This is a genomic window from Paracoccus sp. KKT209 (assembly GCF_055635455.1).
The window spans coordinates 1,660,582-1,675,767 of the sequence record NZ_CM145758.1 but is presented as its reverse complement, the minus strand read 5'-3'; the positions used below and the strand labels follow the sequence as shown (position 1 = coordinate 1,675,767).

General features: G+C 66.9%; 13 protein-coding genes. 6 read left to right on the top strand and 7 right to left on the bottom strand.

Annotated features, from left to right (window positions below; translation table 11 throughout):
* Positions 1 to 23 precede the first annotated feature (23 nt).
* Positions 24 to 1,406 (top strand): GntP family permease, encoded by a 1,383-nt coding sequence (locus ACZ2G3_RS08420; RefSeq protein ID WP_470395282.1) that lies wholly within the window; start codon positions 24 to 26, stop codon positions 1,404 to 1,406.
* On the opposite strand, the gene ACZ2G3_RS08415 is transcribed toward ACZ2G3_RS08420, so the two are convergent.
* From ACZ2G3_RS08415 to ACZ2G3_RS08390, 6 genes are all read right to left on the bottom strand, one after another.
* The gene (locus ACZ2G3_RS08415; RefSeq protein ID WP_470395280.1) at positions 1,403 to 3,262 is read right to left on the bottom strand and encodes an ABC transporter ATP-binding protein; all 1,860 of its coding nucleotides are present in this window, start codon (positions 3,260 to 3,262) and stop codon (positions 1,403 to 1,405) included. The genes ACZ2G3_RS08420 and ACZ2G3_RS08415 overlap by 4 nt on opposite strands.
* Positions 3,252 to 4,274: an oligopeptide/dipeptide ABC transporter ATP-binding protein gene (locus ACZ2G3_RS08410; protein WP_470395278.1), complete on the bottom strand. Its 1,023-nt coding sequence runs from the start codon at positions 4,272 to 4,274 to the stop codon at positions 3,252 to 3,254. The genes ACZ2G3_RS08415 and ACZ2G3_RS08410 overlap by 11 nt, the downstream gene beginning before the upstream one ends.
* Positions 4,271 to 5,377 carry an oligopeptide/dipeptide ABC transporter ATP-binding protein gene (locus ACZ2G3_RS08405; protein WP_470395277.1) on the bottom strand — a complete coding sequence of 369 codons (1,107 nt, stop codon included), beginning with the start codon at positions 5,375 to 5,377 and terminating at the stop codon, positions 4,271 to 4,273. The genes ACZ2G3_RS08410 and ACZ2G3_RS08405 overlap by 4 nt, the downstream gene beginning before the upstream one ends.
* Position 5,378: 1 nt before the next feature.
* The gene (locus ACZ2G3_RS08400; protein WP_470395275.1) at positions 5,379 to 6,305 is read right to left on the bottom strand and encodes an ABC transporter permease subunit; all 927 of its coding nucleotides are present in this window, start codon (positions 6,303 to 6,305) and stop codon (positions 5,379 to 5,381) included.
* A gap of 4 nt (positions 6,306 to 6,309) precedes the next feature.
* Positions 6,310 to 7,233, bottom strand: coding sequence for an oligopeptide ABC transporter permease OppB (gene oppB / locus ACZ2G3_RS08395; RefSeq protein WP_419267814.1), 924 nt, complete (start codon positions 7,231 to 7,233; stop codon positions 6,310 to 6,312).
* Positions 7,234 to 7,320: 87 nt separating this feature from the next.
* Positions 7,321 to 8,922: a peptide ABC transporter substrate-binding protein gene (locus ACZ2G3_RS08390; RefSeq protein ID WP_470395273.1), complete on the bottom strand. Its 1,602-nt coding sequence runs from the start codon at positions 8,920 to 8,922 to the stop codon at positions 7,321 to 7,323.
* 128 nt (positions 8,923 to 9,050) lie between these two features.
* Between ACZ2G3_RS08390 and cobU the strand changes: the two genes are divergently transcribed.
* From cobU to ACZ2G3_RS08365, 5 genes are all read left to right on the top strand, one after another.
* Positions 9,051 to 9,581: a bifunctional adenosylcobinamide kinase/adenosylcobinamide-phosphate guanylyltransferase gene (gene cobU, locus ACZ2G3_RS08385; RefSeq protein WP_470395271.1), complete on the top strand. Its 531-nt coding sequence runs from the start codon at positions 9,051 to 9,053 to the stop codon at positions 9,579 to 9,581.
* Positions 9,568 to 10,521 carry a nicotinate-nucleotide--dimethylbenzimidazole phosphoribosyltransferase gene (cobT, locus tag ACZ2G3_RS08380; RefSeq protein WP_470395269.1) on the top strand — a complete coding sequence of 318 codons (954 nt, stop codon included), beginning with the start codon at positions 9,568 to 9,570 and terminating at the stop codon, positions 10,519 to 10,521. The genes cobU and cobT overlap by 14 nt, the downstream gene beginning before the upstream one ends.
* On the top strand, positions 10,514 to 11,236 hold the full coding sequence (gene cobS / locus ACZ2G3_RS08375) for an adenosylcobinamide-GDP ribazoletransferase (protein WP_470395268.1): 723 nt from the start codon (positions 10,514 to 10,516) through the stop codon (positions 11,234 to 11,236). Before cobT ends, cobS begins: the two co-directional genes overlap by 8 nt.
* A 124-nt stretch (positions 11,237 to 11,360) precedes the next feature.
* Positions 11,361 to 11,990: a TRAP transporter small permease subunit gene (locus ACZ2G3_RS08370; RefSeq protein ID WP_470395266.1), complete on the top strand. Its 630-nt coding sequence runs from the start codon at positions 11,361 to 11,363 to the stop codon at positions 11,988 to 11,990.
* Complete coding sequence (locus ACZ2G3_RS08365; protein ID WP_470395264.1) at positions 11,987 to 13,858, top strand: TRAP transporter large permease; 1,872 nt, start codon at positions 11,987 to 11,989, stop codon at positions 13,856 to 13,858. Before ACZ2G3_RS08370 ends, ACZ2G3_RS08365 begins: the two co-directional genes overlap by 4 nt.
* 73 nt (positions 13,859 to 13,931) lie before the next feature.
* Here the strand turns inward: ACZ2G3_RS08365 and ACZ2G3_RS08360 are convergent, their stop codons facing one another.
* Positions 13,932 to 15,050 carry a TRAP transporter substrate-binding protein gene (locus ACZ2G3_RS08360; protein WP_419267845.1) on the bottom strand — a complete coding sequence of 373 codons (1,119 nt, stop codon included), beginning with the start codon at positions 15,048 to 15,050 and terminating at the stop codon, positions 13,932 to 13,934.
* Between the last annotated feature and the right edge of the window lie 136 nt (positions 15,051 to 15,186).

Sequence of the window (15,186 nt, the reverse complement as noted above, 5' to 3'; positions counted from 1 at the left end):
CTGCATCCGGAACGGAGGGATCCATGGGCCTGCTGGGCATCTTCCTGTCGCTGATCTTGCTGATGTACCTGGCCTATCGCGGGATCACCGTGCTGGTGCTGGCGCCGCTGCTGTCGCTGATGGCGGTGATGATGTCGGGCGGCTTGCCGGTGCTGGCGACCTATACGCAGGTCTTCATGCAGTCGCTTGGCGGCTACGTCATCACCTATTTCCCGCTGTTCATGCTGGGCGCGATCTTTGGCAAGGTCATGGCCGATGGCGGGGCCGCGCGCAGCATCGCGGAAAGGATCGTGGACAGGCTGGGGGCGGGGCGCGCCATCCTGGCGGTGGTGCTGTCCTGCGGGGTGCTGACCTATGGCGGGGTGTCGCTCTTCGTGGTGGCCTTTGCGGTCTATCCCATCGCCAACGCGCTGTTCCGCCGTGCCGACATCCCCAAGCGGCTGCTGCCGGCGGCAATCGCGCTTGGCTCCTTTACCTTCACCATGACCGCCTTTCCGGGGACGCCGGCGATCCAGAACGCGATCCCGATGCCCTTCTTCGGCACGAATGTCTTTGCCGCGCCGCTGCTGGGCAGCCTGGCGGGGATCATCATGCTGGCCGGTGGCACGCTGTGGCTGTCCCGGCGCGCGGCGGCCGCGGCGCGCCGCGGCGAGGGCTATGGCCAGCACGAGGCGACCTCGGCCGATGCCAGCCTGCCCGAGGATGCGGATCTGCCGCCCTTTGCGCTGGCGATCCTGCCGGTCCTGTCGGTCATCGTCATCAACGGGGTGCTGACCTGGCTGGTCTTTCCCAACCTGACCGCCGGCTATCTGGCGCTGCCCGAATATGGCGGGACCGAGTTGGCCGCCGTTGCCGGCATCTGGGCGATCATCGTGTCGCTGGTCCTGTCCATCCTGCTGGCCATCGCGCTGAACCTGCGCCGCTTCGGCAATTTGCGCGAAAGCGTGAATGCCGGCACGATGGGGTCGCTGCTGCCGATCTTCAACACCGCCTCCGAGGTTGGCTATGGCGCCGTCATCGCCTCGCTGCCGGCCTTTGCGCTGATCCGCGACGTGGTGCTGGGCCTGTTTCCGGGCAACCCGGTCGCCTCGCTGGCGGTGGCGGTCAATGTGCTGGCGGGCATCACCGGATCCGCGTCGGGCGGCATGTCCATCGCGCTGAACACGCTTGGAGAGCAATTCGCCGCGATGGGGCAGGCGCAGGGAATCAGCATGGAGCTGATGCACCGCGTCACGGCGCTGTCCTCGGGCGGGTTCGACGCGCTGCCGCACAATGGCGCAGTGATCACCCTGCTGGCCATCACCGGTCTGACCCACAGGAAAAGCTATGCCGACATCTTTGTCGTCGCCGTGGCGATCCCGCTGGTGTCGCTGGTCACCGTGATCGTGCTGGGGACGATATTTTAGCGATAGCCTTGGGCCTGCAGCTCGAACAGTTCCTTGTAGCGGCCGGGGCGGGACAGCAGTTCCTCATGGCTGCCCTGGTCCTGGACCCGTCCGCCCTCCAGCACGATGATCCGGTCGGCCATCCGCACCGACGAGAAGCGGTGAGAGATCAGCAGCGCCGTCCGCCCCTGCGTCAGGTCGCGGAACCGCAGGAAGACCTCGTATTCTGCCCGCGCGTCCAGCGCCGCTGTCGGTTCGTCCAGCACCAGCAGCTGCGCATCGCGCATGTAGGCGCGGGCGATGGCCAGTTTCTGCCATTCGCCCCCCGACAGGTCCAACCCGCGCGCGAAACGCTTGCCGACCATCTGGTCATAGCCCTGCGGCAGCTTGGCGATCACCTGGTCCGCCAGCGCGCGTTCGGCCGAGGCCACGATCCGCGGGCGGTCGTCGCGGGCGTCGATCCGGCCGATGGCGATGTTTTCCGCGGCGGTGACGGCATAGCGCACGAAATCCTGGAAAATCACGCCCACCGTGCCGCGCAGCTGGTCCAGGTCATAGTCGCGCAGGTCGCGCCCATCCAGCGTGATGCGCCCCTCGTCCGGGTCATAAAGCCGCGCCAGCAGCTTGACGATGGTTGTCTTGCCGGCCCCGTTCTCGCCCACCAGCGCCACGGTTTCCCCGGCCCGCAGGTCCAGCGTCATGCCGCGCACCGCCCAATCCTCGCGTCCCGGATAGCGGAAGCCGACATTTTCAAAGCGAAAGCCCTGTCGGATCGGCTGCGGCACCGGCAGCGGATCGGCGGGCGAGGCGATGACCGGCGTCGCGGTGAAGAAGTCGAAAAGGTCGTCCAGATACATCGCCTGTCCCGCCATGCTGGAGAAGCTGGACAAAAGCCCCTCCAGCAGGCTGCGCAGCCGCAGGAAGCTGCCCGACAGGAAGGTCAGGTCGCCGATCGTCAGGGTGCCGGTCAGGGTCCGCGCGATGATCCACAGAAAGGCGCCGTAATAGGCCAGCGTGCCAAGCGCCGTCAGCAGCGCCATGACCGACAGCTGGCGGCGCTGGATGGCCCGGTTCTCGATGTAAAAGCGGCGGGCCAGCGTCAGATACCTGTCGCGCAGCCAAGGGCTTAGACCGAATATCTTCACCTCTTTCGCGGTTTCGGCGGTGGCCGCGATCATGCGCAGATAGTCGCGCTCGCGCCGGTCCGGGGCGCGGGCATGGTTCAGCGCATAGGTGCGGGCGTTGAAGTGCATCTCGCCCAGCAGGGACGGGATCAGCGCCAGCCCCAGCAGCAGCACCAGCCAAGGGTTGTAGATCAGCAGGCCGATGGCAAAACTGGCCACCGTCACCACGTCCTGCAACTGCTGCATGATCTGGTTCAACAGCGGGATGCGCCCCATGGTCTGGCGGCGGGCGCGGTCCAGCCGGTCCTGGAAGGACGCATCCTCGAAACTGGCCAGGTCCAGTCCCGCCGCATGGTCCATCAGCCGGATCGAGATGTCGATCACCAGCTTTTCCTGAAGCAGCGCGTCGGCATAGCTGACCAGCCGCCCCAGGATGTCCTGCGCCAGCGCCAGGCCCAGCTCCAGCGCCACCAGCGTGATCACCGGGCCAGCCAGGCCGCTGTCCCACCAGCCCGGCAGCGTCGTGGGCGCCTGCGGCAGCGCCGACAGCGCCACGACCTGGTCGATGATCAGCTTGCCGACCCACAGCATCGCCACCGGGATCAGCGCGCGCATCAGCCGCAGCGCGATCATCGCCAGCGTCAGGGCGGGGCTGGCGCGCCAGACCATCGCCAGAAAAGGCGGGATGTTCTTCAGGGCGGCCCACCGCGCCGCATAGCCGGGCGTGGCGGGCATACCCACGTCAGGCGGCATCGGCACTCCGCGCGCGGTCAATCTCGGCCTGTGTCAGGGGCCCGGGAAAATGGCAGGCCACGGCGTGATCCCCGCCCAGCAGTGCCGGAACCTCGGCCGCGCATCGCGCCTGCGCCCGCGGGCAGCGGGTGCGGAAGACGCAGCCCGACGGCGGGTTCATGGGCGAGGGCAGGTCGCCCGTCAGCGGCACGATGGTCTTGGCCGTCTCGATCCTGGGATCGGGGACCGGCACAGCCGACAGCAGCGCCTGCGTATAGGGGTGCTGGGGGGCGCCATACAGGTCGTGCGAGGATGCGATTTCCATCACCTTGCCCAGATACAGGACCATCACGCGGTCGCTGATATGTTTCACGACACTCAGGTCATGCGCAATGAAGATCAGCGACAGGCCCAGATCCTTCTGCAACCGGATCAGCAGGTTGATGACCTGCGCCTGGATCGACACGTCCAGCGCCGACACGGGTTCGTCGCAGATGATCAGCCGCGGCTCTACGATCAGGGCGCGGGCGATGCCGATGCGCTGGCACTGGCCGCCGCTGAATTCATGGGGATAGCGGTTGATCTGGTTGGACAGCAGGCCGACCTTGTCCATCATCGCCTTGACGCGGTCGCGCACCTCGGCCCGGCCAAGATCCGGGCGGTGCGTGGTCAGGGGTTCGGCGATGATCTGGCCCACGGTCATGCGCGGGTTCAGGCTGGCCAGCGGGTCCTGGAACACCATCTGGATGTCCTGGCGATAGGCCATCATCTGGCGCGGGGTCAGCGCCAGCAGGTCGCGCCCGTCCACCCATTGCGCCTTGCCGGTCGCGGGGACCAGCCCGATCAGGGCGCGGGCCAAGGTGGATTTGCCGCAGCCGGATTCGCCCACCACGCCCAGGGTTTCGCCGGGCCGGAGGGTGAAGTCCACGCCCGCGACCGCGTGCAGCGGATGGGGCTTGGCCCAGGGCAGGTCGCCCTCGCGCCGGATCTGGAAGGTCACGCGCAGGTCGCGCACGTCAAGCAGCTGGCTCATTTCTGTCCCTCCACGGTGCTGGGGGTTCCGGCGGCACCGGCGCCGGCCACGGCGCCCCGCGGGATCGGCTGAAGCGGGTTCGCGCCGGGATGTGCGGCGGGTTGGTCATCGCCGGGATCGCGCAGGGTATGGCGGGCCAGGACCTCGGGCACCGGGGCGTGGCAGGCGCGGGCGCGCAGGGGCGCGAACTCGGCCAGCGGCGGGTCGTCGCTGATGCAGATGTCGCGCCGATAGGGGCAGCGCGGCTGGAAGGCGCAGCCCGAAGGCGGGCGGCTCATGTTCGGCGGCTGGCCCGGAATGGCCCGCAGCTCGTCCTCGTCCTGGTCGACCCGCGGGATCGCGTCCAGCAGGCCCTGGGTATAGGGATGGGTCGGTTCGGCAAAGATCGGCCCCACAGGTCCGGTTTCCCGGATGCGACCGCCATACATGACCGCCACGCGTTCGCAGCTGCCGGCCACCACGCCCAGGTCATGGGTGATCAGGATCATGGCCATGCCGAAATCGCGCTGCAGATCGGACAGCAGCCGCATGATCTGCGCCTGCACCGTCACGTCCAGCGCGGTCGTGGGCTCGTCCGCGATCAGCAGCTTCGGCCGGCACAGCAGCGCCATCGCGATCATCACCCGCTGGCGCATGCCGCCGCTGAATTCATGGGGATAAAGCCGCACGCGCCCCTTGGCGTCGGGGATCTTGACCGCGTCCAGCATCTGCACGGCCTGCGTGACGGCGTCGCGCTTGGACATGCCCTTGTGCAGGGTCAGCACCTCGGCCATCTGGTCGGCCACCCGCATGTAAGGGTTCAGCGAGGTCATCGGGTCCTGAAAGATCATCGCCATCTGTTCGGCGCGGATCCGGTTCAGGACCCTGGGCCGGGCGTTCAGGATTTCCTGCCCGTCAAAGGTCACGCTGCCGCTGGCGCGGCCGTTCCGGGCCAGCAGCCCCATGATCGCGAAGGACAGCTGCGACTTGCCGCTGCCGGATTCGCCCACGATGCCCAGGGTCTCGCCCTGGTCCACCGTCAGGTTGACGTTGTTGACTGCCCGCACCTCGGCATCGTTGGTCTGGAAGCGGACCGAGAGGTCGGTGATGTTCAGCAGGGCCATCTCAGCGCTCCTTCGGGTCGAGGGCATCGCGCAGGCCGTCGCCCACGAAGAAGAACCCGAACAGGGTGATGACGAAGAAGAACAGCGGGAACAGCAGCTGCCACAGCGTGCCATAGTTCATCGTGCCCGCGCCTTCCGAGATCAGCGCCCCCCAGCTGGTCAGCGGTTCCTGGACGCCCAGGCCCAGAAAGCTGATGAAGCTTTCGGTCAGGATCATCAGCGGCACCAGCAGCGTGGCATAGACCGCCACCACGCCCAGCAGGTTCGGCACGATGTGGCGGATGATGATGCGGAAGGACGACACGCCCGTGGCGCGCGCGGCCTCGATGAATTCGCGGTTCTTCAGCGACAGGGTCTGGCCGCGCACGATGCGCGACATGTCCAGCCAGGAGATCAGGCCGATCCCCAGGAACAGCATCGACATTGACCGCCCGAACATCACCAGCAGCAGGATCAGCACGAACATGTAGGGGATCGACATCAGGATATCGACGGTGCGCATCATGATCTGGTCGGTGCGTCCGCCTACATAACCGGCCGTCGCGCCGTAGAGCGTGCCGACGATGACCGCAATGCCGGCGCCGACGATGCCGACCATCAGGCTGATCTGGGTGCCCTGGACGACGCGCGCATAAAGGTCCCGGCCCAGGTTGTCGGTGCCGAAATAATGCCCGTTCTCCAGCGAAGGCTGGCCCAGCTGGGCCACCTGGCCCATGATGCTGAAATCCAGTTCCTCGTTCGACCACTGCGCGAATTGCCCGCCCAGGATCGCGAACAGCGCCACCAGGACCAGGATGGTCAGGCCCAGCATGGCCGCCCTGTTCTTCCAGAAGCGGCGGCGGGCATCGGCCCAGGGGCTGCGGCCCTTGACCTCGTCCTGGACCAGCCGGTCGGACAGGGACTGCATCTTTGTCTGATCGATCACCATGACCTCAGTACCTGATCTTGGGGTCGATCCACGCATAAAGCACATCGACGATGAGATTGAAGAGGATGGTCAGTGCGCCCACCAGGATGGTGACGCCCATCATCACGGCATAGTCGCGGTTCAGCGCGCTATCGACAAAGGCCTTCCCGATGCCGCCGGTCGAGAAATAGATGTCGATCACCACCGATCCGGTGATCATCGACACGAAGACCGGGCCCAGGTAGCTGATCACCGGCAGCATCGCGGGCTTCAGCGCGTGGCGGATGATGACGCGATGTTCGGGCATGCCCTTGGCGCGGGCGGTGCGGATGTGGTTCGAGCCCAGCACCTCCAGCATCGAAGACCGGGTGATGCGCGCGATCGAGGCCATGTAGCTGGTCGCCAGCGCGATCACCGGCATGATCCAGAAGCTGGGATCGGTAAAGCTCCAGCCGCCGCCGGGCAGCAGCCGGTACCAGAGCGTGAAAACCAGCACCAGCAGCGGCGCCATGACGAAGTTCGGCAGCACCTGCGCGCCGATCGAGATGCCGACGGCCAGGTAGTCGACCCAGCTGTTGTGCCAGATCGCGGCCACCACGCCCAGGGAGACGCCCAGGACGACCGCCGCCACGAAGGACAGCCCGCCATAAGTCAGGGTCACGGGAAAGCCCGCCGCGATCAGCTGGTTCACGCTGCGGTCGGGATAGACGAAGCTGGGGCCGAAGTCGAAATGGACGACGATCCCGTAGAGATAGTTCCAGATCTGCTGCCACAGCGGGTCGTTCAGCCCGTACTGGGCCTCCAGGTTGGCCAGGACCTGCGGGGGCAGGGCGCGCTCTCCGGTGAAGGGGCCGCCGGGTGCCAGATGCATCAGCACAAAGGAAAAGACGATCAGCAACAGCAGCGTGGGAACCGCCACCGCCAGTCGTCGCAAGATGAATGCGAACATCGCGAAGGGACTTTCCTGCGGAATCGAGGAATCGGGAAGGCCGAGGCGGGTAAGCCCGCCCCGGCCCATGCTGTCATGTCAGGATCGTCACTCGGCGGTGCGATACAGGTCCTTGGCGTACCAGGTGTTCAGCAGGTTCTCGCGCGGGAGGCCCTTGATCGCGGGGTTGATCATGTCGACCTTGGCATAGTGATAGACGAAGACGGCCGGAACCTCCTCGGCCAGGATCTCCTCGGCGCGCTGATACAGCGGCGTCGTGTCCTCGGCCGTGGCGGCCTCGGCCAGCAGGCGGTCATATTCCTCGTTCGACCACTTGCCGCTGTTGTAGCCGTCGGTGCGGAACCAGTCCAGGAAGGTCGAGGCCTCGTTGTAGTCGGCGCACCAGGCATAGCGCGCGACCTCGAAGTCCTGGTTCTGCAGGCGGTCGGTATGGACCTTCCACTCGACGTTGTTCAGCTCGATCTCGATGCCCAGGGGGCGCCAGAACTGCTGGGCGGCAATGGCCAGCAGGCGGTGGCTGTCGTCGGTGTTGTACTGCAGCTGCAGCTTGACCGGGTTGTCGGGACCGTATCCGGCCTCGGCCAGCAGCTCGCGCGCGCGGGCCATGCGGTCTTCCTGGCTCATCCCGGCCATCCCGCCCTCGGGCGCGGCAAAGCCGTTGATGGCCCAGTGGGTCCAGCTATAGGCGGGGCGCTGTCCGCCCTGCAGCACCTGGTCCACGATCACCTCGCGGTTCAGACCAAGCGCCAGGGCCTCGCGGACGCGCTGGTCCTTCAGCACCTCGGGACCCTTTTCCGACAGGTTCAGCACATAGGCATAGGAGCAGCCATAGGGCACTGACACGGCCTGGTCGGGGAACTGTTCCGACAGGCGCGGGAACTGGCCGGCGGGGATCTGCACGCGGTCCAGCTCTCCGGCCTGATAGCGGGTCAGGGCGACGTTGTTGTCGTTGACGGTGACGCCGCGGACGGTCTCCATCAGGACGTTCTCGGCATCCCAGTATTCGGGGTTCTTCTGAAAGACGATCTCGACGCCCAGGTTGTGGCTGGCTAGAGTATAGGCGCCGTTGCCGACCAGGTTCTGGGGCTGCGTCCAGGCGTCGCCATGTTCCTCGACCACGGCGCGGGGCACGGGATAGGCGGTGGTGTGGGACAGCGTGTTCAGGAAATAGGGCGTGGGCTTGGACAGCTTCACTTCCAGCGTCTTGTCGTCGATTGCCCGGACGCCCAGTTGGTCGGGCGCCATCTCGCCCGCGACCACGGCGCTGGCGTTCTCGATGTTCATCAGCTCCATGTACCAAGCGTATTCCGACGCCGTCTCCGGGTTCACGACGCGCTGCCAGGCATAAACGAAGTCCTGGGCCGTCACCGGCTCTCCGTTCGACCAATTGGCGTCGCGCAGCTTGAACGTGTAGGACAGCTGGTCGTCGCTGACCTCGTGGCTCTCGGCCATGCCGGGCACCATCGCGCCCGAGGCATCCTCGATCATCAGCCCCTCGAACAGCGAACGGAGCGCGTCCGAGCCCTCGACATCTGTGTTCTTGGCCGGGTCCAGCGACTTGATCGCGTCCAGCAGCCAATAGGTATAGGTCTGGTTTTCGGCCAGGGTCTCGCCTTCGGCGGGCTGAGCGGCATAGGCCGGCATCGCCAGCGTGGCGATGAGGGCGGTGGTTGCGAAAAGCTTGGTCATCCCAACTCCTCCAAGTTGTGTGTCGGCATTTTGTTCACCGGAATTCGCCGACGTTACGCAAAGCCCGGGCACAGGCAAGCCGCGATTGCCGCTTTCAAAGCCGCCCGCCCTGTGGAAAAGATGCCCGCATGACGGACAGGGGATATATCACGCTGGTCACCGGCGGCGCGCGGTCGGGAAAGTCGGCACTGGCCGAGCGGCTGGTTGCACGCCATGCAATGCCGCGCATCTACATCGCCACCGCCGAGGCGCGCGACGGCGAGATGGGCGAGAGAATTCAGCAACATCAGGACAGTCGCGGCGAAGGTTGGATCACGGTCGAGGAACCACTGGACCTGGCGGGCGCGCTGATCCGCACGGACGGGCAGGGTGTGCGACTGGTCGATTGCCTGACGCTGTGGATGTCGAACTGCATGGGTTCGGCGGATATCGGCGCGCTTCTGGTGACGTTACGTCAGCAAAGCTGTCCTGTTGTGCTGGTCACCAATGAGCTGGGCCAGGGAATCGTCCCCGACAATGCGCTGGCGCGGCGGTTCCGCGACGATCATGGGCGGATGAATCAGGCGGTGGGCGACCTGGCTGACGAGGTCTGGATGGCGGTCAGCGGCCAGCCCCTGCGGCTGAAACCTGCACGAGAGGCGATTGATGAGCGACTTTGACGAAGGCGCGGCCGAGGCTGCCCGGGCGCGCCAGGCGCAGCTGACGAAACCGGCGGGATCGCTTGGCCGGCTGGAGGAACTGGCCATCTTCATGGCCGGCTGGCAGGGCCGCGATCGGCCCCGGCTGGACCGGGCGCAGGCGCTGGTCTTTGCGGGCAACCATGGTGTCGTGGCGCAGGGGATCACGCCCTTTCCCGCCGCGGTGACGGCAGCCATGGTCGCCAATTTCCAGGCGGGCGGCGCGGCGATCAACCAGCTCTGCCGCACGGCCGGCGCCGACTTGCGGGTCGTGGCGCTGGACCTGGAGCGCCCGACCGGCGACTTTACCCAAGGCCCGGCGATGAGCGCGGGCGAGGTTCAGGACGCCATGTCCCGCGGTGCCGACGCGGTGGACCCGCAGGCGCAGGTCCTGATCCTGGGAGAGATGGGCATCGGCAATTCCACCGTCTCGGCGGCGCTGGCGGCCGTAAGCTGCGGCGGACGTGCCGAGGATTGGGTCGGACCCGGCACCGGCGCGCAGGGCGAGATGCTGGCCGCCAAGGTGCGGGTGGTGACCGAAGGGCTGGCCCTGCATGCCCCCGCGACCACGGCCGAGACGCTGGCGGCGTTCGGCGGGCGGGAGCAGGCGGCGATCTGCGGCGCGATCCGCCGCGCGCGCGACTTACGCATTCCCGTGATCCTCGACGGCTTCATCTGCACGGCGGCGGCGGCGGTGCTGACGCGGGACGATCCCCAGGCGCTGGCCCATTGCCTGATCGGCCACGAAAGCGCCGAGCCGGGCCACAGGCGCCTGATCGCGTCGCTGGCGATGCAGCCGGTCCTGTCGCTGGACATGCGGCTTGGCGAAGGTTCGGGCGCGGCACTGGCCCTGTTGGTGCTGCGCGCGGCGCTGGACTGCCACAACGGCATGGCCACCTTTGCCGAGGCCGGGATTGGCTAGGTTCCACCAGCTGCTGCTGGCTCTGGTCTTCCTGACACGGCTGCCGCTTGGCCACCTTCTGCCGCCCCGCCTGCTGCCGCTGTCAGGGGCAGCCTGGGCCTTTCCTTTGGCCGGCGCGATCGTCGGCGCCATTGCGGGCCTACCCTTGTGGCTGCTGGGGCCGGGGCTGCTGCCGGCGGCGCTGGCGGTGACGCTGGCGGTCTGGCTGACGGGCGCGCTGCACGAGGATGCCTTGGCCGATTTCGCCGATGCCGGCGGCGGGCGCGACCGGGCGGACCGCCTGCGGATCATGCGCGACTCCACCATCGGCAGCTATGGCGCGATGGCCCTGGTCTGCATCAGCCTGCTGCGCGTCGCGGCGCTGGCGCTGCTGGGGCCGTTGGCCCTGGTGGGCGCGGCGGCGCTTGGGCGGGTTGCGCCGGTGCTGCTGATGCGCCGCCTGCCGCCCGCGCGGGCCGATGGGCTGGGGCAGGGTGCGGGCCACCCCTCGCGCCGCGGGGTCGCACTCGCTGCGATCATCGGCGTGAGCCTGCTGATCCTGACCGCTCCCTCGGCAGGCGCCGGGCTTTTGGCGCTGCTGCTGGCAGGCATCGCCGTGGTTGCCGTCTCCCGCCGCGCCTGCCGCCTGCTGGGCGGCCAGACCGGCGATGTGCTGGGCGCAGCGGCCCTCCTGGCCGAGACCTCAGCCCTTCTGGGAATGGCCATCTTGACGTAGCGGCATCCGGTCGAAAAACTTGACCGGTCGGGGCCCGATGGCCCATACCCCGGGGGCAAAGAACCACCGGATCAACCGGTAAGCCTGCCCCGTCACGGGCAGCGCCTTGAGGGAGAGAGATATCATGGGCGGCCTTCTGGCCCTGTCGCGCGGCATCGACCGCGTCACCACCGTGATCGGCCGCAGCGTGGCTTGGCTGATCCTGCTGGCGATCGTCGTCAGCGCGGTCAATGCCGTCGTCCGCAAGGTCTTCAGCATGTCCTCCAACGCCTGGCTGGAACTGCAGTGGTATCTCTATGGCGGCGCCTTCATGCTGGCGGCGGCCTATACGCTGCTGGAGAACGAGCATATCCGCATCGACATCATCTATGGCCGCTGGTCGCGCAGGGCGCAGCACTGGATCGACCTTGTCGGCACGCTGCTGTTCCTGCTGCCCTTCACGGGCATCATGCTGTGGCTGACCTGGCCCGCCTTCACCCGCAGCTGGTTCAACGGAGAGATCTCGATGAACGCGGGCGGGCTTGCGCTGTGGCCCGCGCGCGGCATCCTGGTGCTGGGCTTTGGCCTGCTGTTCGCCCAGGGCATCTCGGAGCTGATCAAGAAGATCGCCATCATGCGCGGCAGGATCCCCGACCCCCACCACCATGTCTCGCCCCACGAGGCCGGGCTGAAAGAGGCCGGCCTGATGACCGCGGGCCGTGACCAGGACCTGGCGGCCGACACGCCGCCCTCCGACCCGGAGAACCGCGCGTGATCGACCTCATCGCCCATAACCTGGCCCCCATCATGTTCTTCTCGATGGTGGGCTTCCTGCTGCTTGGCTATCCGATCGCCTTTGCCCTGGCGGCGAACGGCCTTCTGTTCTTCTTCTTCGGGGTCTTCCTGACGCCGCTCAGCGACCAGGTGAACCTGGGCTGGAACCTGCTGGGCGCACTTGGCGACCGCGTCTTTGGCGTAATGCGCAACGACACGCTGCTGGCCATTCCGTTCTTCACCTTCATGGGGATCGTGCTGGAACGGTCGCGCATGGCCGAGGAGCTGCTGGACACGATCGGACAGCTGTTCGGCCCCGTCCGCGGCGGCCTGGCCTATGCGGTGATCCTGGTCGGCGCGCTGCTGGCGGCCACGACCGGCGTCGTCGCGGCCTCGGTGATCTCGATGGGCCTGATCTCGCTGCCGATCATGATGCGCTATGGCTATGACAAGCGCATCGCCTCTGGTGTGATCACCGCCTCGGGAACCCTGGCGCAGATCATCCCGCCCTCGCTGGTGCTGATCGTGCTGGCGGACCAACTGGGCCGTTCGGTGGGCGACATGTACAAGGCCGCGATGGTGCCCGCGCTGGCGCTGACGGGCGTCTATATCGTCTATGTGATGGTCATGTCGGTAATCCGTCCGAATTCCATGCCGGCCCTGCCGCCCGAGGCGCGGCCCCTGGGGTCAGGCGGCTGGTCGCTGATCCTGGCGATCCTGGCGGCCGTCGGCATCTACTGGCTGACCGAGCGTTGGCTGGGGGCCTCCCTGGGCGATGACAGCGCCATCTGGGCCGCCGCCCTGACGGTGCTGATCATGCTGGCCCTGGCGATGATCGACCGCAGCCTCAAGCTGAACGTGATGTCGCCGATGACCCGGGAGGTCATCATCGTGATGATCCCGCCCCTGGCGCTGGTCTTCCTGGTTCTGGGCACGATCTTCCTGGGCATCGCCACTCCGACCGAGGGCGGCGCGATGGGCGCCATGGGCGCGCTGATCCTGGCGGGCCTCAAGAGGCGGCTGTCCCTGGGCATCGTGAACCAGGCGCTGCTGTCGACCGTGCGCCTGTCGGCCTTCGTCATGTTCATCCTGATCGGGGCCACGGTCTTTTCGCTGACCTACTACTCGATCAACGGCCATATCTGGGTCCGCGATCTGCTGACCGCGCTGCCGGGCGGCGAATACGGCTTCCTGATCGCCGTCTGCGCGATCATCTTCTTCCTGGCCTTCTTTCTGGACTTCTTCGAACTGGCCTTTGTCATCGTGCCGCTGCTGATCCCGGCTGCCAACGCGCTTGACATCGACCTGGTGTGGTTCGGGGTGATCCTGGCCGTGACGATGCAGACCTCGTTCCTGACGCCGCCGGTGGGGTTCGCGCTGTTCTATCTGCGATCGGTCGCGCCCCGGAAACCCTACCGGGACAAGGTCACCGGCAAGATGATGTCCGAGGTCTCGACCCTCGACATCTATCGCGGCGCCGCGCCCTTCGTGGGGCTGCAGGTCCTGATGATCGCTGCGGTCATCGCCTTCCCCGGCATGGTCATGCACTACAAGGGGCCGGTCGTGGACATGTCGAACGTGCGGATCGAGATCCCGATGGGCGGCGGTGGTCTCGGTGGTGGCCTTGGGGGCGGTCTGGGCGGCGGGCTTGGCCAGCAGGGTCAGTCCGGGCAGCAGGGCGGTGGCGGCTTTGGATCGCTTGGTGGCCTGGGCGGTTCCCCCTTCGGCCAGCAGCAGCCGGCCCCGGCGCAGCCTGCGCCCGATGCGGCTGCTCCAGCCGAGGCCCCTGTGCCGCAGGAGGGTGGTGCGGCACCCGGCGGCATGGGCCTGGGCCTGGGCGGCCCGCCGCCCGGCCTGTCGGGCAACTGACCCGCAACCCCGGGTCCCGGACATGAAAAAGCCGCCGCGACAGGATCGCGGCGGCTTTCGTCTTTCAGTCCGTTCAGCTCTTGGATGCCAAGGCGCCGTTGCGCTGCTGGATCATCATGAAGGTGTCGAAGGTGTATTCCGCGGTCTGCTGGTACAGGTACCAGTCGTCGCGGAACTGCAGCATCGCCTCGTACTGCGTCTTGAACGCCTCGTTCTCGGCCGAGATCTCGTCATAGACCTCGTTCGCGGCGGCAAAGGAGGCCGTCAGGATCTCCTCGCTGAAGGACCGCAGCTGCGCGCCCGATCCGACCAGTTCCTTCAGGGCGGTCGGGTTCAGATAGTCGTATTTCGCCAGCATGTTCTGGTCGGTCGCCTGCGCGGCGGTGCGGAACAGCGACTTGTAGCTGTCGGGCAGTCCATCCCACTGGCCCTTGTTCACGAAGAAGCTGACCGTCGGCCCGCCTTCCCAGAAGCCGGGATAATAGTAATAGGGCGCGACCTTCTGGAAGCCCAGCTTGCTGTCGTCATAGGGTCCGACCCATTCGGCCGCGTCGATCGTCCCGCGTTCCAGCGAGGGATAGATGTCGCCGCCGGCGATCTGCTGCGGGACGACGCCCAGCTTTTCGACGACCCGGCCCGCCAGGCCCGAGATGCGCATCTTCAGGCCCTGCAGGTCGGCCAACGAGTTGATCTCCTTGCGGTACCAGCCGCCCATCTGCACGCCGGTATTGCCGCCCGGATAGCTGACCAGGTCATACTGCTCAAGGAAGGTGTTGTAGTTCTCGATGCCGCCGCCCTGGTAGTTGTAGGCCGATTTGGCGCGGGCCGAGAAGGTGAAGGGCAGGTCGGCGCCGCAGGCGAAGGCCGGGTCCTTGCCCCAGTTGTAATAGCCCACCGAATGCGAGCATTCGACAGTGCCGTCGGTCGTCGCGTTGATCGCGTCAAGACCCGGGACGATCTCTCCGGCCGAGAAGACCTGGATCTGGAAGCGGCCATCGGTCGCCTCGGACAGGCGCTTGGACAGCTCCTCGGCGCCGCCATAGATCGTGTCCAGCGACTTGGGGAAGGACGAGGCCAGCCGCCAGTTGATCTGGGGCGCCTCTTGCGCGATGGCCGGTGCCGCCAGCACGCTTCCCGCCGCGGCCGCCGCGCCACCCACGGTGGCCTTCGTCAGAAAGGACCTGCGGCCCAAGTTTTTGGATTGGTTCATGTATCTCTCCCTTGGCTCGGGTCGGGTGGCCCCTTTGGTCCAGAAGAACCCGCCCAGCATGAGCGGCAGTTTAGCCCCAGTTCCGGGCCTGTCGAGTGTCGTGCGCACCTCTACCGCT